This is a genomic window from Rhodococcus sp. AC861 (assembly GCF_979256035.1).
The window spans coordinates 391,054-417,888 of sequence record NZ_CEEDMW010000004.1 but is presented as its reverse complement, the minus strand read 5'-3'; the positions used below and the strand labels follow the sequence as shown (position 1 = coordinate 417,888).

At 67.1% G+C, this 26,835-nt stretch carries 26 protein-coding genes; 17 read left to right on the top strand and 9 right to left on the bottom strand.

What is annotated here, in order from left to right; genetic code table 11:
• Positions 1-116 precede the first annotated feature (116 nt).
• Together AC0IX4_RS15455 and AC0IX4_RS15450 are read right to left on the bottom strand one after the other, a co-directional pair.
• Positions 117-671, bottom strand: coding sequence for a TetR/AcrR family transcriptional regulator (locus AC0IX4_RS15455; RefSeq protein ID WP_471829749.1), 555 nt, complete (start codon positions 669-671; stop codon positions 117-119).
• Positions 662-2,038: an ABC1 kinase family protein gene (locus tag AC0IX4_RS15450; RefSeq protein WP_471829747.1), complete on the bottom strand. Its 1,377-nt coding sequence runs from the start codon at positions 2,036-2,038 to the stop codon at positions 662-664. The genes AC0IX4_RS15455 and AC0IX4_RS15450 overlap by 10 nt, the downstream gene beginning before the upstream one ends.
• Positions 2,039-2,224: 186 nt before the next feature.
• Here AC0IX4_RS15450 and car point away from each other — a divergent pair, with 186 nt between their 5' ends.
• Entirely contained in the window at positions 2,225-5,755 is a 3,531-nt protein-coding gene (gene car, locus AC0IX4_RS15445) for a carboxylic acid reductase (protein WP_471829745.1), read from the top strand.
• Here car and AC0IX4_RS15440 read toward each other — a convergent pair.
• Both AC0IX4_RS15440 and AC0IX4_RS15435 read right to left on the bottom strand, forming a co-directional pair.
• Entirely contained in the window at positions 5,738-6,358 is a 621-nt protein-coding gene (locus tag AC0IX4_RS15440; protein ID WP_471829744.1) for a luciferase domain-containing protein, read from the bottom strand. The two genes, car and AC0IX4_RS15440, sit on opposite strands and share 18 nt — an antisense overlap.
• A gap of 59 nt (positions 6,359-6,417) precedes the next feature.
• Positions 6,418-7,806, bottom strand: a complete 1,389-nt coding sequence (locus tag AC0IX4_RS15435; protein ID WP_471829741.1) for an NADH:flavin oxidoreductase/NADH oxidase family protein — start codon at positions 7,804-7,806, stop codon at positions 6,418-6,420.
• Between the two features lie 133 nt (positions 7,807-7,939).
• On the opposite strand from AC0IX4_RS15435, the gene AC0IX4_RS15430 reads away from it, so the two are divergent.
• From AC0IX4_RS15430 to AC0IX4_RS15410, 5 genes are all read left to right on the top strand, one after another.
• Positions 7,940-9,421, top strand: a complete 1,482-nt coding sequence (locus tag AC0IX4_RS15430) for a flavin-containing monooxygenase (protein WP_471829739.1) — start codon at positions 7,940-7,942, stop codon at positions 9,419-9,421.
• Positions 9,418-10,275, top strand: coding sequence for an SDR family NAD(P)-dependent oxidoreductase (locus AC0IX4_RS15425; protein WP_056069837.1), 858 nt, complete (start codon positions 9,418-9,420; stop codon positions 10,273-10,275). The genes AC0IX4_RS15430 and AC0IX4_RS15425 overlap by 4 nt, the downstream gene beginning before the upstream one ends.
• A gap of 81 nt (positions 10,276-10,356) precedes the next feature.
• Positions 10,357-11,493, top strand: coding sequence for a GGDEF domain-containing protein (locus tag AC0IX4_RS15420; RefSeq protein ID WP_471829737.1), 1,137 nt, complete (start codon positions 10,357-10,359; stop codon positions 11,491-11,493).
• An 8-nt stretch (positions 11,494-11,501) separates the two neighbouring features.
• On the top strand, positions 11,502-12,146 hold the full coding sequence (locus tag AC0IX4_RS15415; RefSeq protein WP_471829735.1) for a TetR/AcrR family transcriptional regulator: 645 nt from the start codon (positions 11,502-11,504) through the stop codon (positions 12,144-12,146).
• A gap of 83 nt (positions 12,147-12,229) precedes the next feature.
• Positions 12,230-12,442 carry a hypothetical protein gene (locus AC0IX4_RS15410; RefSeq protein WP_471829734.1) on the top strand — a complete coding sequence of 71 codons (213 nt, stop codon included), beginning with the start codon at positions 12,230-12,232 and terminating at the stop codon, positions 12,440-12,442.
• Positions 12,443-12,451: 9 nt separating this feature from the next.
• Here AC0IX4_RS15410 and AC0IX4_RS15405 read toward each other — a convergent pair whose 3' ends face one another.
• Positions 12,452-13,057 (bottom strand): TetR/AcrR family transcriptional regulator, encoded by a 606-nt coding sequence (locus AC0IX4_RS15405; RefSeq protein ID WP_471829733.1) that lies wholly within the window; start codon positions 13,055-13,057, stop codon positions 12,452-12,454.
• A gap of 209 nt (positions 13,058-13,266) precedes the next feature.
• Here AC0IX4_RS15405 and AC0IX4_RS15400 point away from each other — a divergent pair, with 209 nt between their 5' ends.
• The 7 genes from AC0IX4_RS15400 (at position 13,267) to AC0IX4_RS15370 (ending at position 19,437) form a co-directional block, all read left to right on the top strand.
• Entirely contained in the window at positions 13,267-13,938 is a 672-nt protein-coding gene (locus AC0IX4_RS15400; RefSeq protein ID WP_042573673.1) for an HAD family hydrolase, read from the top strand.
• Between the two features lie 94 nt (positions 13,939-14,032).
• Positions 14,033-15,253 (top strand): sedoheptulose 7-phosphate cyclase, encoded by a 1,221-nt coding sequence (locus AC0IX4_RS15395; RefSeq protein ID WP_235579468.1) that lies wholly within the window; start codon positions 14,033-14,035, stop codon positions 15,251-15,253.
• Complete coding sequence (locus tag AC0IX4_RS15390; protein WP_056069849.1) at positions 15,246-16,058, top strand: O-methyltransferase; 813 nt, start codon at positions 15,246-15,248, stop codon at positions 16,056-16,058. The genes AC0IX4_RS15395 and AC0IX4_RS15390 overlap by 8 nt, the downstream gene beginning before the upstream one ends.
• Complete coding sequence (locus AC0IX4_RS15385; protein ID WP_471829731.1) at positions 16,055-17,350, top strand: ATP-grasp domain-containing protein; 1,296 nt, start codon at positions 16,055-16,057, stop codon at positions 17,348-17,350. Before AC0IX4_RS15390 ends, AC0IX4_RS15385 begins: the two co-directional genes overlap by 4 nt.
• Positions 17,343-18,410 (top strand): D-alanine--D-alanine ligase family protein, encoded by a 1,068-nt coding sequence (locus AC0IX4_RS15380; RefSeq protein ID WP_471829730.1) that lies wholly within the window; start codon positions 17,343-17,345, stop codon positions 18,408-18,410. Before AC0IX4_RS15385 ends, AC0IX4_RS15380 begins: the two co-directional genes overlap by 8 nt.
• Positions 18,410-19,171, top strand: coding sequence for a TauD/TfdA dioxygenase family protein (locus AC0IX4_RS15375; protein WP_471829729.1), 762 nt, complete (start codon positions 18,410-18,412; stop codon positions 19,169-19,171). The genes AC0IX4_RS15380 and AC0IX4_RS15375 overlap by 1 nt, the downstream gene beginning before the upstream one ends.
• A gap of 65 nt (positions 19,172-19,236) precedes the next feature.
• Positions 19,237-19,437 (top strand): hypothetical protein, encoded by a 201-nt coding sequence (locus tag AC0IX4_RS15370; RefSeq protein WP_471829727.1) that lies wholly within the window; start codon positions 19,237-19,239, stop codon positions 19,435-19,437.
• On the opposite strand, the gene AC0IX4_RS15365 is transcribed toward AC0IX4_RS15370, so the two are convergent.
• Entirely contained in the window at positions 19,421-20,329 is a 909-nt protein-coding gene (locus AC0IX4_RS15365) for a LysR family transcriptional regulator (RefSeq protein WP_471829726.1), read from the bottom strand. The genes AC0IX4_RS15370 and AC0IX4_RS15365 overlap by 17 nt on opposite strands.
• Positions 20,330-20,413: 84 nt before the next feature.
• Here AC0IX4_RS15365 and AC0IX4_RS15360 point away from each other — a divergent pair, with 84 nt between their 5' ends.
• Positions 20,414-21,655 carry an MFS transporter gene (locus AC0IX4_RS15360; protein WP_471829724.1) on the top strand — a complete coding sequence of 414 codons (1,242 nt, stop codon included), beginning with the start codon at positions 20,414-20,416 and terminating at the stop codon, positions 21,653-21,655.
• Between the two features lie 28 nt (positions 21,656-21,683).
• Complete coding sequence (locus tag AC0IX4_RS15355) at positions 21,684-22,409, top strand: pirin family protein (protein ID WP_056069860.1); 726 nt, start codon at positions 21,684-21,686, stop codon at positions 22,407-22,409.
• On the opposite strand, the gene AC0IX4_RS15350 is transcribed toward AC0IX4_RS15355, so the two are convergent.
• Positions 22,400-23,614: a CaiB/BaiF CoA transferase family protein gene (locus AC0IX4_RS15350; protein ID WP_471829722.1), complete on the bottom strand. Its 1,215-nt coding sequence runs from the start codon at positions 23,612-23,614 to the stop codon at positions 22,400-22,402. The two genes, AC0IX4_RS15355 and AC0IX4_RS15350, sit on opposite strands and share 10 nt — an antisense overlap.
• Before the next feature lie 177 nt (positions 23,615-23,791).
• On the opposite strand from AC0IX4_RS15350, the gene AC0IX4_RS15345 reads away from it, so the two are divergent.
• Both AC0IX4_RS15345 and AC0IX4_RS15340 read left to right on the top strand, forming a co-directional pair.
• Complete coding sequence (locus tag AC0IX4_RS15345; RefSeq protein ID WP_471829720.1) at positions 23,792-24,472, top strand: YoaK family protein; 681 nt, start codon at positions 23,792-23,794, stop codon at positions 24,470-24,472.
• 19 nt (positions 24,473-24,491) lie between these two features.
• Positions 24,492-25,292 (top strand): HugZ family pyridoxamine 5'-phosphate oxidase, encoded by an 801-nt coding sequence (locus AC0IX4_RS15340; protein ID WP_471829718.1) that lies wholly within the window; start codon positions 24,492-24,494, stop codon positions 25,290-25,292.
• A gap of 33 nt (positions 25,293-25,325) precedes the next feature.
• On the opposite strand, the gene msrA is transcribed toward AC0IX4_RS15340, so the two are convergent.
• On the bottom strand, positions 25,326-25,874 hold the full coding sequence (msrA, locus tag AC0IX4_RS15335) for a peptide-methionine (S)-S-oxide reductase MsrA (protein ID WP_471829716.1): 549 nt from the start codon (positions 25,872-25,874) through the stop codon (positions 25,326-25,328).
• A gap of 91 nt (positions 25,875-25,965) precedes the next feature.
• A complete protein-coding gene (locus AC0IX4_RS15330) occupies positions 25,966-26,739 on the bottom strand; it encodes an ANTAR domain-containing protein (protein ID WP_052493100.1) in 774 nt (257 codons plus the stop codon).
• Positions 26,740-26,835 lie beyond the last annotated feature (96 nt).

The window sequence follows — 26,835 nt, the reverse complement described above, 5'->3', positions numbered from 1 at the left end:
GCTCCAGAGGTCGAGGCGTGACAGTTCGACAGCGTCGCGCCTCGTGAGCGCTGATCAGTCCCCCGGATCGTGATCCCCCCGGATTGCTTACAGCTTTTACAGAAGTGACAACATTGTCAAGCGTGTGGTCGGAGGTGCAACGAGGGAAGGAGCCGTCGCCGCAGGTAGCCCCTGAGATCCTCGTCGGATCGCGTTGCCGCGCTGTCCAACTGGATGAGGGACAGGAACAGACGGATGCAGAGATCGGCGATCTCGTCGTGCTCCGCAGGCTCGACGTCGACCAGCGCCGGCGCCAGGAAGGCCGACGCCATGGCGAGGACCGCGGGAGCGAACACCGTCTCGTCCGAGATGACCGAGCCGGGGCGCGGATGCACCAACGGCGCGAATGCAGGCGAGGAGCGGAAGCTCGATCGAGCAGCGACCATCGCCTCGACGAGGAACTCCGACGGAGACTTCGCGTCCGCCACGGCCTCCACGACGGCGGTGACCGTTCGCCCACTGACGACGCGGAGTGCCTCCGAGAGCAGCAGATCGCGAGTTCCGAAGTGCGCGTACACCGTCGGGCGAGAAACCCCCGCCTGCTCGGCGACGGAACTGACGGACACCGAATCGACGCCGCCGGTCTCGAGGCGGGACACGGCAGCCGCGAGAATGCGGTCCTTCACCTCCACCGGGCAGACCATTCTGCGATGTCGACACCCATCGGCGTGGCCGGAGCCTCGTCGTAGAGCCATTCTCGTGCGATCCGGCCCCAGTTGCCCGTGGCCCGCAATTGGCCCAGGATGCCGAACGTCAGGAAATCCGCGCGCCGTGAGAACACGTGTTCCGGTGGCAGCCACTGCTTCGTCATCTCACCGAAGTTCCCGGAGCGGGGATCGACGGCAAGGAGGAAACATGCCCCCGCCATCTCCGGGGTGACTGTCACCTGCTCGTCGGTGAGGCTCAATTCGGCTGCAGCCTCGACATAGTCGAGGCAGTCCTGCCCCGTGACCCTCGCCGCGGGGTCGAGTATTCCGCGCGAGGACATCGCGGCCAGCAGGTCGTCTCCCCGCCCTTCGACGGCCGCACGCAGACAGTCCCGCTCGAAGGCGACATCCGCGGGAGTCATTCTCAGATAGAGCCCGAAGTCGATGAAGGTGACGCGGCCGTCCTTCGAGAGCAGCACGTTCCCCGGGTGCGGATCACCGCAGAACTCGCCGAGTGTGTGCAGCGACCCGATGTAGAAGCGGAACACCGTTTCTCCGACACGATCACGGACGTCGGCCGGCATCGCCCGGATGTCCTCGAACGACACCGCGTCGACGAAATCCGTCGTCAGGACCGCGGAACCGCAACGCTCTGGAACGGTGTCCGGAACGAAGAAGTGAGGATGCTCGCGATAGAGAGCGGCCGCCCGCCGGTGCGTCGCTTCCTCGGTGACGTAGTCGAGTTCGGCCTCGAGATTGCGCCGCAACTCGTCGACGACCGCACGTGAGGACAGCATCGGGATGCTCGTCGGCAGCAGCTTGAGATAGAACGACAGGTTCTTGAGGTCGGCGCGGACAGCTTCGTCGATGCCGGGGTACTTCACCTTGACCGCAACGGTCCGACCGTCGTGAAGTTCTGCGCGGTGCACCTGTCCGATGGACGCCGCCGCGAACGGTTCCTCGTCGATGTGGGCGAACAACGTGGACATCGGTGCACCCAGATCGGCCTCCACGACCCGCCGTATGTCCGCGAACGACACCGAGGGAGCCCTGCTCTGCAGGTCTGCGAGCTTGCGGTGGAACTCCTCGCGGTGCTCGTCGGGCACGAAGGACAGGTCGAGCGTCGACAGCATCTGGCCCAGCTTCATCGCCGCGCCTCGGAGACCGCCGAGTACCGTCACGACCCTTTCGGCCGAGCGAACGGCTTCCTTCTCCGACAGGGCGGTGCGCAGCGCCTCGGTGCGGCCGGCCATCCGGATGCGGAGGGTGGCGTTGCGCGCGGTGCGGCCCGCGACGAGGCGACCCACCTCGGCGCCCCGGGCCACCCTGGACGTCGGCATCTTCTCCGGCACGCGACCAGTATCCGCCACCGACGCGCGCGCCCGATTCGCGGGACTTGCGACGACACGGATCTTCCTCGCAGAGCGGACTTTTCGGACTACGTATGGCACACATCACGTTTACTGCCATCTCGCCCGAACTACTCTTAGTTCGGGTAACGATATAAAACACGATCGGCATACCGAGGGGGAAATATCATGACCAGCACCATCACGCGGGAGCACGACCGGGCACGGAAAGTCTCCGAACGCATCTCCGAGCTCTTCTCAGGTGACGACGAGTTCCGCGCAGCGGCACCGGACCGATCGGTCTCGGACGCAGCCACGGAACTCTCGCCCGACCTGATCCGCATGGTGGACGAGGTCATGTCTCGATACGCCTCACGCCCTGCGCTCGGCCGGCGTGCACACGACATCGCCGAGGACGCCGACGGACGCCACGTTCGGTCCCTCCTCCCCCGCATCGACACCGTCACCTATGCCGACCTCTGGTCGGACGCACGCTCGCTCGCCACCGCCGTGTCCGACGTCGTGACACCCGGGTCGTTCATCGCGACTCTCGGCTTCGCCAGCGCCGAGTACGTGGTGGCCGAGCTCGCCACCGTGTGGTCGGGAGCGGTGTCGGTACCGCTCCAAGCCGGCGCAGCCGCCCGACGCCTCGTCGACATCACCGCCGAGGTCGAGCCGGTCGTCCTGGTCGTCGACAGCGGGCACCTTCCGGTGGCGTCCGACATCGTCGCCGCGTGCCCGACGGTCCGCCGAGTGGTCGTGCTCGATCACGACTCACGGGTGGACGACGACGCGGACCGTCTTCGGACAGCGCGCGAGACGGTGGCCGACAGCGGAGTCGTCGTCGAAACGCTGGCCGAGGCCGTGCAGCGCGGCGCGGCGTCCGCTCCCGTACCGCGCGCGGAATCCGGCGATCCCGAGCGCATCGCCACACTCGTCTACACCTCCGGCAGTACCGGCACCCCGAAGGGCGCGATCCACACGGAGCGGATCGTCGCACGCCAGTGGTCCACGGCCCACTGGTACAGCCGCTCGGACGACGATGCAGGCGAGAACACACCGCCCGTGATCACGCTCGACTACCTCCCTATGAGCCACCTCGCCGGACGCGCACTCGTGTTCACGACACTCGCGTCCGGTGGAACCGTGCACTTCACGGCGTCGAGTGACCTGTCCACCCTGCTCGAAGACTTCTCGCTCGCCCGCCCGACGGTCGCGATGTTGGTCCCGCGGGTCTGCGATCTGCTCCGCCAGACAGCACTCGGGCGTATCGACAAGGAAGCGCACCGCACCGGCCGCAGCGCGGACGACGTGCGTTCGGAGGTTCTCGCGGACATGCGCTCCACGACGCTGGGCGGACGCATCCTCTCGGCGGTGGTGGGAACCGCACCGACGTCCCCGGAGGTCGTCGAGTTCATGTCCGAGCTCCTCGAGACGCAGGTGCAGAACAACTACGGGTCGACCGAGGCCGGCATGGTGCTCTTCGACGGTGTCGTCCAGCGGCCCCCGGTCACGGAGTACCGCCTCGACGACGTTCCCGAGCTGGGGTACCTCACGTCGGATCGACCCCACCCACGCGGCGAACTGTTGCTCAAGACCACCTCGCTCATCCCCGGGTACTACAAGCGGCCCGACGTGACCGCGGACATGCTCAGCGACGACGGCTTCTACCGCACCGGTGACGTCGTCGAGGAGACAGCGCCGGACCATCTGGTGTACCTCGATCGCCGCAAGAACGTGCTGAAGTTGGCGCAGGGCGAATTCGTCGCGTTGTCCAGGCTCGAGTCGATCTACGCATCCGCGGATGCGGTGGACCAGATCTTCGTGCACGGGAGCGGCGAGCGTGCGTACCTGCTGGCCGTCGTGGTTCCGACCGACGGCGCCGACGCCCGTGAGGTGCTGGCGTCCGTGCAGCGGGTCGCCCGTGCCGAGGAGCTCGAGTCCTACGAGATTCCCCGCGACGTCATCCTGGCCGACGAGCCGTTCACGGTGGCGAACGGTCTGCTCTCGGGAGCGAACAAGCAGCTCCGTCCTGCGCTGACCGACACGTACGGCGCGGCCCTCGAGGCGCGCTACCGCGACATCGACGAGGGGCAGAGCACGAAGCTCGGCGAGCTCCGCCGCCGTGGACCCGGCGCACCGGTCGCCGAGACCGTCGCCGAGGCGGCCGCGGCACTGCTGGGGTGCGCCGACACCGACGTCGAGCCTTCCGCACGCTTCATCGATCTCGGCGGAGACTCGTTGTCCGCGTTGACCTTCGCGACGGTCCTGCACGACATCTTCGACATCGACGTGCCGGTGTCCGTCGTCATCTCGCCGACCTCGGACCTTGCAGCCGTGGCCGCGTACATCGAGAAGGCGGTGGCCAGTGATTCCGGGACCACGACGTTCGCGTCCGTCCACGGGCGAGGGGCGACCGAGGTACGCGCCGACGATCTCCGCCTGGACGCGTTCTTCGACGCGGAGTTCCTGGCCGCAGCGGAGTCCGCCGACCCGGTTCGCACCGAGGTGAGCACAGTTCTGCTCACGGGCGCCAACGGGTATCTCGGACGGTTCCTGTGCCTGGAATGGCTCGAACGCATGACTGCTGTCGACGGCACGCTCGTGTGTGTCGTCCGTGGTCGCGATGCCGACGATGCCCGGGCTCGCCTCGACGCAGCCTTCGACAGCGGCGACGACGAGCTGACGGCTCGCTACAGGGCCCTCGCCGAGACGACTCTGCAGGTGGTCGCGGGCGATGTCGGCGATCCGATGTTCGGGATGTCTCCCGAAGCATGGACAGCACTGTGCACCGGGGTGGATCGCATCGTGCACCCCGCCGCACTGGTCAACCACGCGCTGCCCTACGAGCAGTTGTTCGGCTCGAACGTCGTGGGAACCGCCGAGGTGATCCGCCTGGCGCTGACCGACCACATCAAGCCGGTGACCTACCTGTCGACGGTAGCCGTGGCTGCCGGCGTGACCGATTTCGTCGAGGACGGGGACATCCGTGATGTCAGCCCGAGCCGCCCCGTCGACGAGTCCTACGCCAACGGATACGGCACGTCCAAGTGGGCTGGAGAAGTCCTGTTGCGCACCGCGTTCGACAGGTTCGACCTACCCGTGACGGTCTTTCGATCCGACATGATCCTCGCCCACCCGCGGTGGACCGGTCAGCTGAACGTCCCTGACATCTTCACCCGCACGATCCTGTCCGTCATCGCGACCGGGATAGCACCGGAGACGTTCTACCGCACTGACACCGGCGTCCCGACGGACGATGCGGGTCGCCCGCGCGGACACTACGACGGGTTGCCGGCCGACTTCACGGCGTCGGCCATCAACGAGCTGGGAAGCCGCGGAGTCGACGGGTACCGCACCTTCGACATCATCAACCCACACGACGACGGGGTGTCCCTCGACACCGTCGTCGACTGGATCGTCGACTCGGGCAGGACCATTCGCCGTATCTCCGACCACGACGAGTGGTTCCGGGAATTCTCGGACGCACTCGCCGCGCTGCCGGCGTCGCAACGGACGCATTCCGTGCTCCCGTTGGTGCACGCCTATGCGCACCCGGACACCCCGACCCCGGGATCCCCCCTTCCCGCCGAGGTGTTCCGCGCCGCGGTGAAGGAGGCCGGGCTCGGCGACGCAGGTGAGATCCCGCATGTGACAAAGGATCTGATCGAGAAGTACGTGCGTGATCTCGAGTCGCTGGGTCTACTGTCCGCCCGCTGAGGCCCGTCGGACGACGCGGTCCACGACGGCGAGGACAGTCGACAGGTCCTCGCCGTCGCGGGGCGCATACAGGAACACGTAGGAATACGGCAGGCCCAGCATCCGTCGGCCGGCGAGCGGATGCCGCTCACCCCAACCCCTGCTCACGATGACCTCCGCATCACCCGGATCCGCCACGACGTGCAGGGAGCCCTGCCCCGCGTGGACATGCGCCAACTCTCCACCTGCCTGTCGGATCCACGGCGGTGCCGCTGAGATGTCCGTGAGGAACAGCGCATCTCCTCGGCGCTCGAACCTGCTGCGTGCCGTCCTGAAGGACGAGTCGTCGGCGAAGGACGAGAGGTGCCGTTCGAGGACGCGGACGGTGGCCGGTTCCGCATCCAGGGCCACCTGCCGGTGCGGAATGGGGTGCGGCGCTACCGCCGGGCGCTCACCCCGGCGGACAGGCAGGTCCAGATCGGACGCACCGTCGGCCGCCGCGACGGTCCCGTCCCTGCCGAACGGCCGAAGGAGCGTCGTGCAGGCCCACCCCAGCGGATTGGCCGGCAGACCGCCCGGTCCCAGATTCCTCCAAGATCGATAGTCGTCTCGCACAGCACGCATGAACAGCCTCCCCCGCCGAGGAATCTCCCCCGAGATTCGCTGAGGGGAGGTTACGCGCCCTACGTCCGTCCGCCGCGGACGATTCGCACGACCGGGCCGACCACGTATCGACGCACGAGAGACAGCACGCCCGCCAGGCGCGACGACGCCGCCGGTGACGATCCTCCTGCCGGGCCTCGTCGTTTGGCCCGCACCGCGTCGATTCCGTTGCGCTGCAGGGACGACACGAGCGTGCGCGTGATCGGCCGAGCCGGATCCGGCTCCTTGCCCGCTCCCATGCGGTGCAGCTGGTCGGTGTGCCACTGCAGGTCGAGCAATCCGTCGAGCGACCGGACGGACCGCGTGGTGGCGAATCTGGCGGGCACCGGGACGGAGATCGACGGGCTGGGCAGGGTGTCGATGCGACCGGAGAGAACGTCGCGCGCCGCGTCGGGAGCCACCGCCGTCGGTCGACCGAGCCCCACCACATGGCAGGCACTCGACGCGATCGCGTCGTCCATGCCTGCACGGGTGCGGAAGCCGCCGGTGACGGCCAGCGGGATGTGCGGGGCGATGTCGCGGACGGTCACCGCATACTTGAGGAAGTACGCCTCTCTCGATGCCGTGCTCGCCGACACCGACTTCCCCATCATGGCCGGCGATTCGTAACTCCCGCCGCTGATCTCGATCAGATCGACCGGCAGGTCGCCGATCATTGCGATGACCGCGCGCGACTCGTCCTCGCTGAATCCCCCGCGCTGGAAGTCGGCCGAGTTGAGCTTGACGCCGACGGCGAACCCGGGACTCACGCGTGACCGGACGCGACGAATCACCTCGAGCAGGAAACGTGCGCGGCCGTCGATGTCGCCGCCCCACTCGTCGGTACGCACGTTCGACAGCGGTGACAGGAACTGACTGACGAGATACCCGTGTGCCGCGTGGATCTGGACTCCGTCGAAACCGGCTTCCTCCGCGAGTGCCGCGGTCACCGCGAAACGTTCGATGATCGACTCGATCTCGTCGGTCGTCGCCGCGCGTGGGGCAGGTATTCCGGGGATGTCGAGACCGACCGCCGACGGCGCGATGGTGCCCCCGACCGTCGTGACCGGGTTGCCCTGCCTACCGGGGTGGTTGATCTGCATCCAGATCGGTGTGCCGCCGTCCTGCGCCGTCTTCGCCCAGCGGGACAGTGCGTCCATGTCGCGGCGGTCCTCGACCGCGACGTTGCCGGGCTCACCGAGGTGCCGATGATCGACCATCACGTTGCCGGTGACCAGCAGGCCGTAACCGCCCTCGGCCCACCGTCCGTACAGACGTGTCAGCCGGATGTCGGGTGCGTTGTCGGACGTACCCAGAGCTTCGCTGAGCGCGGACTTCATGATCCGGTTCGGCAGGACCTGGCCGTTCGGCAGCGTCAGGGGGCTGGACAGGGACCGGGGAACATCGGGTGTCTCCGGGACAACGGACATCGGGGCTCTTTCCAGTGGGGTACGCGCAGTGGGCTGTGTCGGTCGAGCCAGTAGATCATCCGGCCCCGTCCGTGGTGTGATGGTGCCCGAGTGTGATGATGCCTGTCATCACATGCTGGAAGGAGCTCGCGACGTGCCCAGCTTCACGGTCGTCATCATCGGTAGCGGATTCGGCGGACAGTGCGCTGCACTCGAACTGCTTCGTCGAGGGATCGACGACTTCGTCATCCTCGAACGACGCGACTTCCCCGGTGGCACCTGGCGACAGAACTCCTACCCCGGCGCGGCCGTCGACGTCCAGAGCCCGCTGTACTCGATCGCGTCCGAGCCCTACGACTGGTCGCGGATGTTCGCCGAGCAGCACGAACTCGAGGAGTACACCACCCACGTCGTGACCAAGCACGGGCTCGCCGACCGCACCGTGCTGGGCGCCACGGTCGAGCGCATCGAGTGGATCGACGACACCTGGCACATCTCGACGAGCGCGGGCGAGTACTCCGCTCAGTTCGTCGTCAATGCGACCGGCCCGTTGAGCACGCCCGTGATTCCGCCGTTCCCCGGCCGGGACACCTTCGGCGGCGACCGGTTCCACACCAACGAGTGGGACCACGACGTGGATTACCGGGGCAAACGGGTCGCGATCATCGGCAGCGGCGCGAGCGCCGCGCAGATCATCCCGGCGATCCAGCCCGACGTCGCGTCGCTCCACGTGTTCCAGCGGTCCCCGCACTGGGTGATGCCGCGACCGGACCGCACGTTCAGACCGTGGCAGCGTCGACTCCTGACGATCGGGCCCGTGCACCGCGCGCTACGCGCCGCCGTCTACTGGAAGCTCGAGACCAGGATCATCGGGTTCAAGTACTCGCGGGCAGGTCTGTGGCTGTTCGCGGAAAGACACGCGCGCAAGCTGCTCGAGACCCAGGTCGCCGACCCCGAGCTCAGGGCGGCTCTGACTCCCGACTACACCATCGGGTGCAAGCGGATCATCCTGTCGAACACCCTCTACCCGGCCATTGCCGCGCCGAACACGACACTGCACGACCGGAACGACGGCATCGCCGAGATCACGCCCGACGGGATCACGACCACCGGCGGACATCGCATCGACCTCGACCTCATCGTGTTCTCCACCGGCTACGACGCGACCGACGGCGTGATCTCCTACCCCGTGATCGGGCAGGACGGGACGACCCTGCGGGACGTGTGGGCGGACTACCCACGCGCGTACCTCGGAACGGCCGTGCCGCGGTTCCCCAACCTGTTCATCGTGACCGGGCCCAACACCGGTATCGGCCACACCTCGGCGATCTTCGTCATCGAAGCTCAGATGAGGTACATCATGGATGCGATCACCCACACGATCGGCCGCGGCGCACGCAGCATCGAGGTCACGACCGAGGCCGAGGCCGAGTACACGGAGATGGTGCACCGCGAGATGACCCGAACCGTGTGGAAGACCGGCGGGTGCACCAGTTGGTACCAGTCGAAGTCGGGTCGGGTCATCGCGATGTTCCCCGGTTTCAGCTTCACCTATCGACGGCTCGCCTCCCGCTTCCGTCGTGACCACCACCGTCTCCGTCCCGTCACCAGCCACGAGAGGACCGCAGTCGCATGATCGGTCGACACAGCAGGCTCCCCATCCGAGGCGCCGTCGCCGTCGTGACGGGCGCGGGTGGGGGCATCGGATCCGCGGTGGCGCGTGAACTCGCTCGCCGCGGCGCGTCGGTGGTCCTCCTCGACGTCGCGCCCGCGGTCGACGACGTGGCCCGCGACATCGGAGGCGACGCGACGGCGCTCCGGGTGGATGTGACGTCGCAGGCCGACCTCGAGGCCATGGCCGCGACGGTGCGCGAACGTTTCGGTCGGATCGACATCGTCCACGCCAACGCCGGTATCTCCAGCGGGAGCGCCGCCCACACCGTCGCCACGGTTCCCGACGGTGTCTTCGAGAAGGTCGTGGCGGTGAACCTGCAGGGTGTGTGGAACACCGTGCGCGCGACCCTTCCCGACGTCGTCGAATCCCGCGGACACATCCTGATCACGTCGTCGACGTACGCGTATCTCAACGGGGTGGCGAACGCGCCGTACGCCGCCACCAAGGCCGCGGTCGAGCAGATCGGACGTGCTCTGCGCGCGGAGCTGGCGCACACCGGAGCGACCGCCGGCGTTCTCTACCCGGGCTGGGTATCAACCCCCATCGCCGACGTTGCCTTCGGCGGGGACGACCTGGCGACACGACTGGTCCAGCGGGCATTCCCGACGCCGCTACTGACACCTGTCGACCCCGCCGACGTCGCGGTCGGCGTCGCCGACGGCATCGAACGACGTCGCCCGCGCATCCAGATCCCCGGCCGGTGGCGTCCGATGTCGGCACTGCGGGGCATCGCCAACCCGGTGACGGACCTGCTGCTCGAACGGGACCGCACGATCAGGTCGTTGATCCGCGATCTGGAGTCCCGCCGACCCTGAACGGTCTTTTCACCCGTTTATCGGCCTTTTATCCGGTCGTCTGCACCATTGATCGAGCCATGACGGGTATCGTCCCCGTCCATGACGCTGCGCGCGCTGGTGAGGGAGTGCTGGGATTCCCAGCGCGATACTCACCTCCTGCGTATGTTCGTCGAGTCCCGGGGACTCGGTCGCTGGATCCGCGTCTTCGTCTCGCTCCTGACGATCGTTCTCACGGCCATCGCGCTGCTCTCACTCGGATCACCGTCCGGCGCTCAGGGCACGGTCGACCGCATCGTCGTCGTGACGGTGATCGTCCTGGGGATCGCCTGGGCGGTCCGATGGAACGTCGCGGACTGGCCGTCGTTCCGGGAATCGATCGCGTTCCTCGCCTTCTCCGACATCGCGATCACGCTGGTCTGCTTCCTCGACTCCAACACGCTCGCCGGCCTCAGCGGTGCCGGATTGCTGGTCCTGCTCGGCACCTATGCGACCTTCCTCCTGGGTCCTAGAGTTCTGGTCGCGCACGTGGCGTGGTGCGCGTTCTCCATCGCACTGCTGTCCGTGCGGGTGGTCCTCGATCCCGCCTTCGACCTGGCCATCGGTGCCGCGAAGGCCGTCATGCTGACGGTCGTGGGTGTGGTCGTCCCGCTGACCATCGAGTTGGGCGTCCACCTCATCCGCGTCGACGCGGACATGTCGCTGTTCGATCCATTGACGGGTCTGTCGAACAGACGTGGTCTCGAGACCCGGCTGCGGGTCCTCGCCGACGACGCGCGGACGGACGATCAGCGGCCGGTCGCCGCGGTGATCATCCTGGATCTGGACAAGTTCAAACGCATCAACGACGAACTCGGGCACAACGTCGGGGACGAGGTGCTGATCCGTGTCGCGCGCGGCCTCGTCACAGCCGCGGGTCCCACCGCCGTCATCACCCGGCACGGCGGTGAGGAGTTCCTGATCTTCGACCTCTACGACGATGCGCTGGACGCTCTGCGGACCGCCCGTGCGGTCCGCGACGTCGTCGCGGGGAACGCGGCGGGCCCGACCGTGACCGCGAGCGTCGGACTGGCCATGTCGGCGACCAGGGCGCTGCTGTCCGACAGGAGGCGACTGACGTCCACGGTGGCCGATCTCGTCGGCCGCGGTGACGCCGCGATGTATCGCGCGAAACGATCCGGGGGCCATTGCGTCGCCGTCGACGGGGGAACGTCGCGGGGACTCGCCGCTACCGGTTGAATGGCCGGGTGACAGAACAGGCTCGCGCACCGCGCACCTACGGCGGCCAGAGCCCCGACGAACGCACGGCTCGGCGGAGACGTCAGATTCTCGACGCGGGCAGGCAATCCTTCGGTTCGGTCGGATTCCGGGCGTCGACGGTCCGCGGCATCTGCCGCGACGCACACGTGGCCGACCGGTACTTCTACGAGCTGTTCCCGACGATGGAGGACCTCCTCGTCGCTGTCTACCTCGAGTGCATCGACACCTTGACCGACGCTGCGGCCACCGCGTTGTCGACGGCGCCGCCCGGCGCCGACACGTCGGAATTCGTCCGCCGCGGCCTCGACGGCTTCTTCGCCGCGGTACAGGACCGCACCACGGCCCGCGTCGTCTGGCTCGAAGTGCTCGGCGTGGCCCCTCAGGTCGACACCACGTACCTGGCGACGATGCGGAAGTTCGGGGACTTCATGACGTCCTACCTAGCGCAGGTTCTCCCCGAAGCCGCGGACGCCGAATTCACCGACCGATTGGTCACCGCCGCCGTCGGCGGTCTCAGCCACACCGCCCTGACCTGGCTCATGGACGACTACAGGACTCCGCGGGCCGACCTGGTCGAGGGATCGGTGCGATTCGTCGTCGGCGTGCTCGAGGCTGCTCGGCCGACGCGATAAATCAGTCGACGTGCAGTGGTCGTCGCTGCCACTCTGATCGGGCAACGTACGACCGAGACGACCCGATCAGCACCAGGACTGCCATGTATCCCACCCATCCCGACGTGTTCCTGCTCGTCCAGCGGCAGGAACTGGCCCAGCACGTCCGCGACGGCGAGCGTCGCCGCATCGCTGCCGCTCGACGGCGCCTCGAGCGTGACGAGGAGCGTCTGCAGCGCGCGTTCGTCGAACTGACCGCGGCTCTGGCCGACAGGTCCGAGTCGCGGCGACGGGTGGAGGAACTGGTCGGGCGGTAGCGCCGGGGTTCAGACTTGCTGCTCGGGTCGCCCCAGTCCTGCCAGCACGATGTCGACGGCGGCGTCGATCGTGGCGTCGTCGGGAAGCGTCCCGTACATCAGGGCGGGGCAGATGACGGCGCCCGAGAGCATCGTGACGGCGGCATCGAGATCGGGACCCGAGGCGATCTCGCCGATGATGCGCCGCGTGTACTGCTGACCGTCGTCGACGATGCGCTGCCGCATCCGTCCGATCTCGTCCACACTCGCTCCCCACTGCGCCATGGCCATGAGGATGCGGTCGAGGCGCCGCTCGCTGATGGCGCGACGGAATTCGTGCAGCTCCCCCACCAGATCGGTCCGGGCATCGCCGGTCATCTCGTGGTGCGGCATGTCGCCGATCGCGTCCAGCGCCATGCCCAGGAGGTCGAACCGGGACGGCCAGTGCGTGTACAGCGTGGTCTTGGAATATCCCGCGACACGTGCCACGTGAGCGTGGGTGACGGCTTCCCACCCCTCGTTCGTGAGGACGTCCAGGGCTGCTCGTGAGACATCCGCGCGCGTACGCGAGACGCGTGCGTCCTCCGCCGCGATCTGATCGCCGATTCTGTTTCGAGCGTCCGGGGTACTACTCATCTGTTCGCGTCACCTCCTCACTGTGAAGGTGAAGTTACGCGAGTTTCGAGTACAGACCTATTGAACGGCGAGTCCACTACTGTACTGTCGGGTAAGTTTCGTGCTCGGCAGGTCGATCGACCGGTGTCACAGCACCAGTGGCTGGCATCGCCTGATCTCGACATCTCTGCCGCCGTGCTCCCCCACCATGGTTCTCTGGAAGGACAACGATGTCTGCAATCCTCTTCGGCTCCATCAGCACCCTCGCCGACACCTCCGAACTGCAACGACGAGCGTTCAACGAGGCATTCTCGACCCACGGTCTCGACTGGAACTGGTCTCGTGAGGACTACATCTCGATGCTGGGATCCAACGGTGGCGCCAACCGGATCGAGGACTTCGCGACAGAGCGCGGCGTCGACGTCGACGCGTCCGCCGTGCACGCGACCAAGTCCGAAATTTTCCGATCGTTGATCGCCTCGACCGGCGTCTCACCGCGACCCGGCGTCGTCGACACCATCTCCGCAGCGAAGAAGAACGACGTCAAGGTCGGTTTCGTCACCACGACCTCCAAGGACAACGTGGCAGCGCTGCTCGAGGCGCTCGCCCCCGAGGTCTCCGCGGACTCCTTCGACGTGATCGTCGATGCCGACGACGTCGAGCAGGGCAAGCCCGACCCGGCGTCCTACGCCTTCGCACTGGGCAAGCTCGGTGAATCCGCGGCATCGTGCGTCGCAGTCGAGGACAACGCCGGCGGCGTGAAGGCGGCCGTGGCGGCGGACATCACGTGCGTCGCGTTCCCGAACGAGAACACCACGGGCAGCGACTTCGCCGGCGCGGCCGAGACGGTCGAATCCCTGGACCCCGTCCGCCTCGAATCCTTGGCGACGGCTCGATCCTGAGCCGAGAGTCCGACTCCACCTTTCCAGCGCCGAGCGCCCCGCTCGCGCACTGTTTTCCCCGGGAGAGATGCAAGTGAGCAATCTTCAAGCAAGCGTGACGGCAGACGAGAGAACCTTCCATGTGGAGGGCTACGAGAAGATCGAGTACGACCTGGTCTACGTCGACGGCGTCTTCGACGTCGACAACACCGAACTCGCCGACAGCTACACCCCCTACGGCCGATGCCTCATGGTCGTGGACGACAGCGTCCTCGAGCTGTACAACGACCGGATCACCGCGTACTTCGCCCATCACCACATCGATCTGACGGTCGTACCCGTCCAGATCAAGGAGACGGCCAAGTCGATCGAGACGTTCGAACGCATCGTCGGCAAGTTCGACGAGTTCGGACTCGTCCGCACCGAGCCGGTATTGGTCGTCGGCGGAGGCCTGACCACCGACGTGGCCGGTTTCGCCTGCGCGAGCTACCGACGCAACACCCCCTACATCCGCATCCCGACCACGCTCATCGGTCTGATCGACGCGAGCGTGAGCATCAAGGTCGCCGTCAACTACGGCAAGCACAAGAACCGCTTGGGCGCGTACCACGCGTCGCAGAAGGTGTTGCTGGACTTCAGTTTCCTCGCCACATTGCCCGAGGATCAGGTTCGCAACGGCATGGCCGAACTGATCAAGATCTCGGTGGTGGGCAACCTCGAGATCTTCGAGATGCTCGAGAAGCACGGTGCCGAGTTGCTGACGACGCGGTTCGGACACCTCGACGGCACCGCCGAGCTGCGGGACATCGCGGACCGTCTGACGTACAAGGCGATCGCGACGATGCTGGAACTGGAAGCGCCCAATCTCCACGAGATCGACCTCGATCGCGTGATCGCTTTCGGCCACACCTGGAGCCCCACACTCGAATTGACTCCGCCCGCTCCGTTCTTCCACGGGCACGCCATCAACATCGACATGGCCTTGTCGACGACGCTGGCCGAACAGCGCGGACACATCACCGCCGAGGACCGCGACCGAGTTCTCGGAGTCATGAGCCGCATCGGTCTCGCACTCGACAGCAGCTATCTCACGGCCGACCTGCTGGCCGACGCCACGTCGTCCATTCTCAAGACTCGTGATGGGATTCTCCGCGCGGCAGTGCCGGCGCCCATCGGGTCGTGCGAATTCCTCAACGACGTGACCGTCGACGAGTTGGCGGACACGCTCACGCTGCACAAGAAGATCTGTCTCGAGCACGATCGGGACGGTGACGGCGTGGACATGTTCACCTCACCTGCGCCCGAGGCCGGAGTCGGTTCGTCGACCGATGCCTGATACGCACGAAACAGCGGGGCCACGTCCGGTCACTCCGACGACGATCGCGGCGCACGAGCTGACGGTTCTGTGCGACGAGATCGCGTCGGGCAGCAGCGGTGACGACATCGTCGCGCGTCTACGGCGTGCTCGCGATGTCGTCGCCGGTCTCGATCCGTACCTGGACCGGTGCACGTCCCCCGAAACCCCTGCTCTGGCCGACCTGGCTGCTCGCACCAGGTCGGCCGAGTGGGCCGGGAGCGCCCTGGAGCAGGAAATGCTGTCCGGCCACGTCGAGGGTCAGTTCCTCAAGTTCCTCGTCGGCATGACCGGTGCGGTGAACGTTCTCGAGATCGGCATGTTCACCGGCTACTCGGCGCTGGCGATGGCCGAGGAACTTCCGGCGGGTGGACGCGTGGTCGCCTGCGAGGTGGACCGGGCGGTCGCCGACTTCGCGCGGTCGTGCTTCGACGCCTCCCCCGTCGGCGATCGGATCGACATCGTCGTCGGGCCCGCGGCGGACACTCTTCTCTCCCTGGCGTCGGACGAGCGCACCTTCGACCTCGTCTTCATCGACGCCGACAAGGGCGGGTATCTGCACTACCTGAATGCGCTGCTCGACTCGACACTGCTGGCGCCCCGCGCTGTCATCGCCGTCGACAACACGCTGTTGCAGGGCGAGCCGTACCTCGACGAGTCCCGGTCGGTGAACGGTTCTGCGATCGCGGCGTTCAACGACGCGGTCGCCGCGGATCCCCGCGTGGAGCAGGTCGTCCTCCCGCTACGGGACGGACTGACTCTCATCCGTCGATCGACCGCATCATGAGGGGCACGACCGGCCGGTCCGTCACGGCGCTGGCGGTGCTGGCGCTCACTGCCCCACTCGATCTGATCGCCGTCGCCACCACGGTCGGGTCACGGCGCACCGCTCCGGGAACTCCCGCCCGGGAACGGCGGACGGTGCTGATCAACGGCGGCAAGATGACCAAGTCGCTCCAACTCGCACGCTCCTTCCATGGGGCAGGACACCGCGTCGTCCTGGTGGAGTCGGCGAAGTACCGCTACACCGCTCATCGGTTCTCCCGAGCCGTCGACGTCTTCCACACCGTCCCCGAGGCGTCCGACGTCGGCTATGCCGAAGCTGTCGCAGAGATCGCCCGCCGCGAGAACGCCGACGTGTTCGTTCCCGTGTCGAGCCCGGCATCGAGCGTCCCCGACGCGGAGGTCGGCCGACTGCTCGCCGGGGTGTGCGACGTCATTCATGTGGACTCCGCCACGGTGGCGATGCTCGACGACAAGGTCCAGTTCTCGAAGACGGCCGAATCGCTGGGCCTCCGAGTTCCGCAGTCCCACCTGATCACCGATCGCCGACAACTGCTCGATTTCGACTTCCCGCCGGGGCGCCGCTTCATCCTCAAACGGATCGCCTACAACCCGGTCGGCCGCATGGACCTGACGCCGTTGTCCCGGAATACGCCGGATGCCAACGCGGAGTTCATCTCTCGGTTGTCCATGTCGGCCGACGATCCCTGGATCCTGCAGGAGTTCGTGGACGGGCAGGAGTACTGCACTCACTCGACCGTCAGGAACGGACGGGTCCAGGTGTACGGGTGCTGCGAGTCCTCCGCGTTCCAGATCAACTACGCGATGGTGGACAAACCCGAGATCCGCTCCTGGGTCGAGCATTTCGTGGGCGAGCTCGGGCTCACAGGTCAGGTGTCCTTCGACTTCATCGAGGGCGCCGACGGTCACCCCTACGCCATCGAGTGCAACCCGCGCACACACTCGGCCATCACGATGTTCCACGATCACCCGGACGTCGCGGCGGCGTACCTCGAGGACGGCCATGCCGTCATCACTCCACTCCCGACCGCACGTCCCACCTACTGGCTCTATCACGAGGTCTGGCGGCTGCTCACCGAGCCGGGACGCGCGCACCGACTGCGGACCATCCTCGGTGGCAAGGACGCGGTCTTCACCCGCTGGGATCCGCTGCCGTACTTCATGCTCTACCACCGGCACCTGCCGTCATTGCTGTGGGCGAACCTGCGCAAGGGCGGGTCGTGGAGTCGAGTCGACGCCAACATCGGCAAGCTCGTGGAGGCCGGCGGTGACTGACACGACGACTCCCGACACCTCGGGAACCCTGGCGATCCTGCACCTCGTCGGCTCGGCCGTCGACGACTTCCACTCGGACCTCTCGCGCGTCTACGCGCGGGACGCCCTGTCCTCCCTCGCCGACCCGGCGAGATACACCATGCACATCGCCCTGGTCTCCCCCGATTCGACATGGCGGTTCCCGGCCGACCTGTCCGACGCGGCCGTCGCCGCGGCGGACGCGATGTCGGTGTCCCGAGCACTCGATCACATCGCCGCCCTCGGTATCGACGCGGTGGTCCCGCAGATGTTCTGCCTTCCCGGCATGACCTCGTACCGCGCACTGTTCGACGTGCTTCGAATCCCTCTGCTGGGCAACAGAGCCGATGTCATGGCCCTCGCCGCCGACAAGGCCCGGACGCGGGCGATCGTCGCCGCCGCAGGGGTCGATGTACCCGAGGGCGTCGTGGTGACGGCGCGGAGCGACGGCGGCAGCCCTCTCCCCCTTCCGGTCGTCGTCAAGCCCGTCGACGCCGACAATTCCGTCGGAGTGGCGTTGGCCCGGACTGCCGACGACTACGCGGCGGCACTCGAGGACGCCGGTCGTCATTCCGAGCGAGTGCTGGTCGAGACCTACATCGACCTCGGCCGCGAGGTGCGGTGCGGCATCGTCGTCGTCGACGGGCAGGACGTGTGTCTGCCGCTCGAGGAATACGCGGTCGACGCGACGAGCAAGCCGATCCGCACCCGTGACGACAAACTCGCCCGCGACGACGACGGCGAGCTGTACCTGGTGGCGAAGAACGCGACGCGGGCATGGATCGTCGCCGAGGACGATCCGGTGACCGTGCGGGTGTGGGAGATGGCACGAATCGCTCACCGCGCGTTGGGTTGTCGGCACTACAGCCTGTTCGATTTCCGCATCGACCCGGACGGTCGGCCGTGGTTCCTCGAGGCCGGCCTGTACTGCTCGTACGCCCTCGGCAGTGTCGTGGCCGTGATGGCCGCCGCTGCCGGTATCGATCTGCCCGATCTGTTCGCGAGCGGCCTGAAGGAACTCGCCGAAGAAGGAGAACGCTGATGCGCCATACCGTCATCGACCCTGTCGGAGTGCTCGTCGAGGACGCCGACGTCGAGTCGCTCGAACCCTCTCAGGTCGAGGAGATCCGCACTCTCGCCGCGGAGCACGGCGTCGTCGTGTTCCGCGCGCAGACCCTCGACGACGTGCGCTTCGCCGACTTCCTCCGAAGCCTCGGCGAGATCGTCTTCACCGAGGGTGAGACGCCCGTCGACGGACATCCCGATCTGAACGTCATCAGCAACGTCGGCCGCACCACGACTCCCCGATCCACCTTTCATGTGGACACGAGCTACGTCGCGAAGCCGCCGTCCTACACCGCTCTCCGCGCGGTGACGGTCCCCCGCGAGGGCGGGCAGACCGTCTTCAGCAACCAGTACCGCGCGTGGGAGACATTGCCGGTCGACATGCGTTCGGATCTCGGGGACCGCACTCTGACCCACGTCGTCACCGGACTGGACTTGCCAGACGATGCCGAGTCGTCCGCGGAGCATCCTTTGGCGGCCCTGCATCCTCTCTCGGGGCGCCGGTCGCTGTACATGTCCACGCCCAAGCGGTGCGCCTCCATCAGCGGGATGACCGCTGAGCAGACGGCCCGGACCGTGCAGTTCCTCTACGACCACTCCACCGCGGAGAGAAACGTCTATCGGCACACCTGGCAGCCCGGCGACGTCGTGCTGTGGGACAACCGGTGCGTCATGCACCGGGCGGACCATTCCGGGGTCGTCGGCGACAGGGTGATGCATCGCGGCATGGCCCGGTAGCCGAAGGACCCACAGGCACTTCCCAGCTTCCTGTCAGCAGGATCGCGGGTCGGACGCGCACTCTGGTGATCGTCACCGAACCACTCGATCGTCAGGAGCAATCCCCCGTGCTGGACTACCTCGTCACCTCGTCCGCCGCTCTCGGCGCCGTCGGCATTTTGGCCGTCATGGCTGCTGCGGGCTTGGTGGCGAAGTCCGCACCCGCGGGCCTCGTCGAACCCGATCGCCACGGCCCCGTCCTGCAGGACGTCAGCGGCCGACGATAGCGGGGCCTCGCCGCACCACCATGTCGCGGAACGCGACGGCGGGAGCCGGCATCGGCCGAGCGGGCCACACCACTCCGATCCGCCGACGCGCTGCCCTGTCGTTCAACGCGATGTCGACAGTGGGCAACACCCCTGCGGAGCCGTTCGCGGGTGGGAGGACGCTCACGCCGAGTCCCGCACCGACCAGTCCGCGCACCGTATGGAAGTCCTGCCCTTCGAAGGCGATGGTGGGCGCCATACCCGCGTCCGCCCACAGCGTTTCGCACACCGAGCGCATCCCGTAACCGTGCTCCATGACGACGTACGGCTCGTCCGCGGTCTCCACGAGGTCCATGACCCGTCGCCCGGCCAGACGGTGGTGCGCCTGAACCACCGCGACGAGGCGTTCCTCGTACAGCCCGAACGACGTGTCGGGACCGTGCTCGTCGCCGAGGGAGACGAAGGCCAGATCGGCGCGGCCGTCCTCCAGCCGGTCCAGGCACCGAGCGCGTGCGCCCTGATCGAGCGCGAACGTCACCGCCGGGTGGTCGGCCAGGAACCGTCGGATCAGCAGTGGCAGGACACCCTCGCCGACAGTGTTCTGGAAGCTCACCGAGATGCGGCCGCGCGTCCGGGCATCCTGTTCGCTCATCGCGTCGAGCCCGGCCTCCACGTCGCGAGCGGCACGTTCGAGGAACGGCATCAGAGCTCGACCCGCCGCCGTCAGAGCGATTCCGCGACCGCGTCGTTCGATCACCGGAACACCCAGGATCGACGACGCGCGAGCCAATTGCCTGCTGACGGTCGGTTGCGGAACGCCGAGCCGGTGGGCGGCCTCGGTGATGTGTTCGGTGTCGGCCACGGCCAGCAGCGTAGGGATCAGCGGCAGCAGCGATTCGGCCTCGGTGCGCATGCCCGAAAGATACGCCGAGATCATCGATCGACGACGTCGAATGCATTGGACGAATGGATCGTCACCGGCCTACCGTCGATGACTGTGAGCACCGATCGTTCTTTCACCGACACGCCGATCGCGCAGGATCAGTGGGACGGCCACGTCAAGGGATCGCGGGAGTACCGCAAGCTCGTCGCGGCCCTGCTCCTGGCCGGTATCGCGACGTTCGCCCAGCTCTACTCCGTGCAGGGCATCCTGCCGCTGATCGCGTCGTCGCTCTCCATCACGCCGTCGCAGTCGTCCCTCGCCGTCGGATGCGCCACCGTCGGCGTCGCGGTCGCGGTACTTCCGTGGTCGATGGTGGCGGACCGGGTGGGACGCGTCCGGGCCATGAGCATCTCGATCGTCACCGCCACAGCCCTCGGACTCGTCGTCCCGTTGTCCACCTCGTTGCCGATGCTTCTCGGCGTCAGGTTCCTGGAGGGAGCCGCCCTCGGCGGACTGCCTGCCATCGCGATCGCATACCTCAGCGAGGAAGTGGACCGCCGCCACACCGCGGTCGCCGCGGCCACCTACGTGTCCGGAACGACCATCGGCGGCCTGCTGGGCCGCATCGTCGCCGGTCCGGTGGCCGAGGCGACCAACTGGCGCATCGGCACGCTCACCGTGTCGATCATCGCGGCACTGGCCGCGGCGACCTTCCTGCGGCTGGCACCCACTCCGCGGCGAGCCCTTCCCGACGGACAGGACGGGCCGGGTCTGCGCGAGAAGATCATGTCGAACCTGCGCGACCCGGGTATGCGCGCCCTGTACGGACAGGCGTTTCTGCTGATGGGCGGATTCGTCACCGTCTACAACTACCTGGGGTTCCGGCTCGAGGCAGCCCCGTTCGGTCTTCCACAGTCGCTGATCAGCCTGATTTTCGTCGCGTATCTCAGTGGAACCGTCTCCTCACGTGTGGCGGGTCAGCTCGCCGGGCGTTTCGGGCGGAGTGTCGTGCTCGCCGGATCGACCGGCGTCATGATCGCCGGCGTCGCCCTCACCGCGTTCGACGCCTTGGCGATCGTCCTCGTGGGACTGGTGATTTTCACCATCGGATTCTTCGCCGCGCATGCCATCGCATCCGGATGGACCGGGCACCGTGCGACCGTGGGCCGGGCGCAGTCCGCCTCGCTGTACAACCTCTTCTACTACGGGGGATCGAGCATCGTCGGGTGGACGGGCGGTGTGATCTTCCAGGCGTTCGGGTGGACCGCGATGGCCGCCTTCGTCATCTCCCTGGCCGTGCTGGCAGCGCTGTGGTCACTGGTACTGCGAACCCCCCGGCCCGCTCGGAGCCGATAGCCGGCGGGTGGCCGGTAGCGTTGCCGCGATGAGCGTCGTCGTGATTCCCTCGGCCGAGCGCATCCGGTGGCGCGACGGGTGGCTGGATTCGCGTCAGTCGTTTCCCGTTGCCGGCAACTACGATCTGGCCGCCAACGCGTTCGGCCTCCTCCTCGTCCACAACGACGACACCGTCGACGCCGGAGAAGGGTTCGACAGTCACCAGCACGCGGACGTCGAGATCGTCACGTGGGTTCTCGAGGGAGCGCTCGTCCACCGCGATTCGATGGGCAACGAGGGCGTGATCACCGAAGGTCTGGCGCAACGTATGAGTGCAGGGACGGGAGTCGTGCACTCCGAGCGCAACGCGGCCGGGTACAGCTCGAGGGCTCGCCTGCGGGTGGTCCAGATGTGGTTACCGCCGGATCGCCTCGGATTGGAACCGAGCTACGAGGAGTACGCGGCCGGCGAGGATCTGGCGTCGGGACGGCTGATCACCGTCGCATCCGGGATGGAACGCGACCGCGGTGGCACCGCCGTCGGACTGGGCAACGGCGCTGCGGCGCTGCATGTCTCACGACTCGTGGCGGGAACGCCGGTGCTGCTCCCCCGAGCCCCGTTCGTGCACGTGTTCGTCTCCCGTGGCACCGTCACCGTCGACGGTGTCGGCACGCTGGACGAGGGCGACGCCCTTCGTGTCACCGACTCCGGTGGACACCGCGTCACCGGTGACGGCGCAGAGATCCTGGTGTGGGAGATGCACTCTCACGCGTGATCGGTGTGCTCGCCGACGCTGTCCAACACCTCGGTTGTGTGCTGCCCCAAGGCGGGCCCCGGAGGGCGGACACGGCCCGTCCGCTCCCCCAGCACCGGGACGACCCCGGTGAAGAGGACATCGATCGTCTCGTCGTCACCGGTATCGACCGACACCGTCTCGATCATTCTGCGCGCCACGAACTGCGGATCCACCGAGACGTCGGCCGCGGTGTTGATGGCCCCACACGGCACGTCAGCGGCGCCGAGCAGTCGGAGCGCGTCGTCGCGTGTCCTGGTAGCGGTCCATTCCCCGATGGCGTCGTCGATCTCGTCTCGACGCGCCCAGCGCCCCGGTCCCGTTGCGAGCTCCTCGTCGGACGCCAGATCCGGTCGGTCGATGGCGAGCATGTAGCGCGTGAAGATCGCATCACCGTTGCCGGCCACGACGATCGAGAGGCCGTCGGAACACACGTAGGCGTTGGACGGCGCGATCCCCTCCATCCGGCCTCCGAGCCTGGTCCTCTCGACGCCGTAGGCGGAATAGTCCGGGACGAGCGACTCGAGCATCGACAGCATGGACTCGCCGAGCGCGACGTCGACGGTCCGAGATCCCGTCTGCGGACCGCTGCTGAGCCCTCGCCGGTACAACTCCATGACCGCACCGAACGCGGCGTACAGGCCGGCGATGGTGTCGCCGATGGACACGCCCACTCGCACGGGCGGCCTGTCCGGATCGCCGACCAGTTCCCGGAATCCGCTGTGCGCCTCCGATACTGCGGCAAATCCCGGGCGGGCGGACAACGGTCCGCTCTGTCCGTACGCGGAGACTCGGACGAGGATGATCCCCGGCCTCGTCGCCTCGAGGACGTCCGGACCGATGCCCCACTTCTCGAGCGTTCCGGGGCGGAAGTTCTCGACGACGATGTCGCACGACGCCGCGATACGGAGAACGTCCCGGCGCCCCTCCTCGGTGCGCAGATCCAGCACCACCGATTTCTTGCCGCGGTTGAGGCTGTGGAACAACATCGACGTATCACCCTTGTAGAGACGCCAGGAGCGGGTTTCGTCCCCTGTCCCGGGTCGTTCGATCTTGATCACCTCGGCCCCGAAGTCGGCGAGCAGCCGTGACGCGGTCGGGCCGGCGATGTAATTGCCCAGCTCCAGAACTCGCACCTCCGACAGCGGAAGATCGGGGTGTGTGTCCGGTGTGGATCCCTCGGTCATGACCGTCCTTTTCGATGCTCGTCCGTGCCGATCGTACGATTCTGTCGGACGTTGTGACCGTTACCGAGGAAACAGGAGATATCGGTCGTCTACATACGGTGGAGGCGCTCTCAACCCGAGAGGCAGTGACAATCGCCATGACGACGTGAGCCGGTACTCGCTCTACCGTCGGAATTCATGAATGCCATCGCGGACAAGGAAGCTCGGTTGTCCTGGGTGCTTGCCGGCCTGGCCGGTCTGGTGGGTGCCGCAGCCTTCACCAACACGGCCGGCTACTTCGTTACCTTCATGACAGGCAACTCCGAACGTGCGGCGCTCGGGTTCTTCCGCGGGCAGAACGCCATGGCGGGGGCGGCGATCGCGTTGATCGTCACCTTCGTCGCGGGCGTCGTCGTCGCGTCGATCTGCCGCCGACGGCTGTGGAGCGACCACCCGCACGGCGCCACCGTTCTGACGAGCGTGTTCCTGGCCATCGCCAGCGTCGTGGACGTCATCGAGAGCGGAATCGCCGCATCCCGAGTCGAGTTCCTGCCCATCCTGTTCGTGTCCTTCGCGATGGGCGCGCTCAACACCTCGTTCAGCAAGAACGGCGAGGTCGTCATCCCGCTCAGCTATGTCACCGGCACGCTGGTCAAGATGGGCCAGGGCATCGAGCGGCACATGGCGGGCGGTTCCGCCTCCGACTGGCTGGGCTACGCCCTTCTGTATGCGTCGTTCGTCGGTGGTGCGGTGCTCGGCGGCATCATCAGCCTGGCCATCACAGGACCGCAGATCCTCATCGTGGCGACGGCGGTCTGCATCGTCACCACGTTCTACACCTACCGCCACAGCGACGAGGAGACCCCGATCCTCGGGTGACACCGGTACCCTGACGGCCATGGCTTCCCTCGATCACGGCGACCCGGGTGACGCTCCCTCGATGCCGGAACCTTCTGCGCCGGTCACCGAGCCACGACGTCCCAGCGCCGCGGAGGAAGCCCGCACCGTGGCAGCGTCCACCAACACCGCGACGCTCGCGAGCCTGTCGTCCGACGGCCACCCGTGGGCGTCCTTCGTCACGTACGGACTGGTCGGGGGTGATCCGGTTCTGTGCGTGTCCCATATGGCCGAGCACGGGCGGAATCTCGCCGCGGATCAGCGGGTCAGCCTGTCCGTCGTGGCTCCCGGTGAGAACGAGGATCCGCTGGCCAGCGGGCGCATCACCCTCGCCGGCATGGTCTTCAGGCCCACGGGAGAGGACGCTGCGGTCGCGCGGGACGCTCATCTCGCCGCCGTGCCCGCCGCGAAGTACTACATCGACTACAGCGATTTCACGGTGTGGCAGATGCGGGTGGACCGGGTCCGCTGGGTCGGCGGATACGGCCGCATGGATTCCGCTATTGCACAGGACTACACGCAGGCGTCGCCGGATCCGGTGCGGCCGGATTCTGCCTACGCCGTGGACCATCTCAATGCGGACCACGCCGACGCACTCCGAGAGATGACCGCGGCATTCGGCGGATACCCGGACGCTGTCTCGGCGACGTGCACGGGAGCCGATCGGTACGGGCTCGACATCGCCGTCACCACACCGAACGGCGTCGCCTACACGCGAGTCGGCTACCTCTCCCCCATTTCGTCGATCGACGAACTGCGCTCGGCGACAGTCGAACTGACGAAGAACGCCCGCCGCTCCTGACGGGAGCGACGGGCGTCGGACGGATGTCGAGGATCAGCTGACAGCGTCGGCGTTACGACGCGGGAGCTTCCAGTCGGGGCGTACCCAATGGCACGTGTAGCCGTTGGGGATGCGCTGCAGGTAGTCCTGGTGCTCCGGCTCGGCCTCCCAGAAGTCGCCTGCGGCAGTCACCTCGGTGACGACCTTGCCCGGCCAGATTCCCGACGCGTCGACATCGGCGATGGTGTCCAGCGCGACGTTCTTCTGCTCGTCGGAGGTGTAGAAGATCGCCGAGCGGTAGCTGACTCCGCGGTCGTTGCCCTGACGGTTCTTCGTCGACGGATCGTGGATCTGGAAGAAGAACTCGAGCAGGTTCCGGAACGACGTACGCGAGGGGTCGAAGACGATCTCGACGGCTTCGGCGTGCGTACCGTGATTGCGATACGTGGCGTTGGGGACGTCGCCACCCGAATAGCCGACGCGTGTGGACAGAACGCCCGGCTGCTTGCGGATCAGTTCTTCGACACCCCAGAAGCAACCGCCCGCCAGGATCGCCGTCTCGGTGGCCGTAGGCGCGGTGCCCGAAGCGTGGTTCTCCGACATCTCTGTCTCCTTACATGAGCATGGCTCGACCTCGTTCGGTCGCGTCCTCACCGACAACGCACCCGAGCCCTACATTGTTCCGACCCCGAGGTCAGGCGGCCCCGTCCGAGACGGACAGTGTCGGGTGCGAGTCCTCGATCAGCGTCAGCGCCACTTCGCGCAGAGGCTTGTTCTCGGACTGCGAGATCTGCGCGAGCATGGTGAAAGCCTGGACGGCATCGACGTCGAACCGTTCCATCAGGATTCCCTTGGCCTGACCGATGACGTCTCGGCTGGCCAGGCCGTCGCGGAAGTTCTCGTCGTCACGTGCGCTCAGCAGTGCCACCGCACCGTGTGCGGCGAGGGCGGCACCGACGATCTGCTGGTCCGGACCGAACGTGTCACCGGCTCTGCTGAACAGCAGGAGGACGCCGAGGTCCTTGGACGTCGAGTCGATGTAGAGCCGGAACGCCGCCATACTCTCCACACCCCGCTCGTGGGCTGCGGCAGCGAAGGAGGGCCAGCGCCGCTCGTCACGCAGATTCTCCGCAATGACGGTGTCGACCTGCCAGATCTCGTTCTCGGTCGGGCCCTCGCCCAGCTCGTACTGCACTTTGCACAGGTCCGCCGCGACATCGTCCGTCCGCGCATGGATCTTGCGGCGGGACCCGTTCATGACGGTGACGCAGGCATGGTCGACGCCGGGCATCAGGTGTTTGGCCGACTGCACCAGGGCTGCCAACGTCTCGTCCACGGACCGACGAGTGCCGCGCAACGTTCGCGCCATGTCGGCGAGGTCGCTCACCGGCACCGATCCGGTTCGTTCGCCATCCGTCGTCCCGACGACTCGCGCCAGTTCGATCCCATCGCTGGGCGGCAGGGTCATGCGTGCTCCACTCTCGTTCCACCGCGCCGGGGTGAGGGCACGGACGTACAGACACTGTTCCGATGCAGCGTAATGGCGTCGCAAAAGTGCCCGTCC

Coding starts and splice junctions, on each gene's coding strand:
- AC0IX4_RS15405 (WP_471829733.1), bottom strand. CDS start 13,057: ATGAGTAGTACCCCGGACGCTCGAAACAGAATCGGCGATCAGATCGCG.
- AC0IX4_RS15390 (WP_056069849.1), top strand. CDS start 15,246: ATGCCTGATACGCACGAAACAGCGGGGCCACGTCCGGTCACTCCGACG.
- car (WP_471829745.1), top strand. CDS start 2,225: ATGACCAGCACCATCACGCGGGAGCACGACCGGGCACGGAAAGTCTCC.
- AC0IX4_RS15375 (WP_471829729.1), top strand. CDS start 18,410: ATGCGCCATACCGTCATCGACCCTGTCGGAGTGCTCGTCGAGGACGCC.
- AC0IX4_RS15385 (WP_471829731.1), top strand. CDS start 16,055: ATGAGGGGCACGACCGGCCGGTCCGTCACGGCGCTGGCGGTGCTGGCG.
- AC0IX4_RS15345 (WP_471829720.1), top strand. CDS start 23,792: ATGAATGCCATCGCGGACAAGGAAGCTCGGTTGTCCTGGGTGCTTGCC.
- AC0IX4_RS15340 (WP_471829718.1), top strand. CDS start 24,492: ATGGCTTCCCTCGATCACGGCGACCCGGGTGACGCTCCCTCGATGCCG.
- AC0IX4_RS15350 (WP_471829722.1), bottom strand. CDS start 23,614: ATGACCGAGGGATCCACACCGGACACACACCCCGATCTTCCGCTGTCG.
- AC0IX4_RS15440 (WP_471829744.1), bottom strand. CDS start 6,358: ATGCGTGCTGTGCGAGACGACTATCGATCTTGGAGGAATCTGGGACCG.
- AC0IX4_RS15330 (WP_052493100.1), bottom strand. CDS start 26,739: ATGACCCTGCCGCCCAGCGATGGGATCGAACTGGCGCGAGTCGTCGGG.
- AC0IX4_RS15420 (WP_471829737.1), top strand. CDS start 10,357: ATGACGCTGCGCGCGCTGGTGAGGGAGTGCTGGGATTCCCAGCGCGAT.
- AC0IX4_RS15425 (WP_056069837.1), top strand. CDS start 9,418: ATGATCGGTCGACACAGCAGGCTCCCCATCCGAGGCGCCGTCGCCGTC.
- AC0IX4_RS15410 (WP_471829734.1), top strand. CDS start 12,230: ATGTATCCCACCCATCCCGACGTGTTCCTGCTCGTCCAGCGGCAGGAA.
- msrA (WP_471829716.1), bottom strand. CDS start 25,874: ATGTCGGAGAACCACGCTTCGGGCACCGCGCCTACGGCCACCGAGACG.
- AC0IX4_RS15355 (WP_056069860.1), top strand. CDS start 21,684: ATGAGCGTCGTCGTGATTCCCTCGGCCGAGCGCATCCGGTGGCGCGAC.
- AC0IX4_RS15400 (WP_042573673.1), top strand. CDS start 13,267: ATGTCTGCAATCCTCTTCGGCTCCATCAGCACCCTCGCCGACACCTCC.
- AC0IX4_RS15365 (WP_471829726.1), bottom strand. CDS start 20,329: ATGCGCACCGAGGCCGAATCGCTGCTGCCGCTGATCCCTACGCTGCTG.
- AC0IX4_RS15435 (WP_471829741.1), bottom strand. CDS start 7,806: ATGTCCGTTGTCCCGGAGACACCCGATGTTCCCCGGTCCCTGTCCAGC.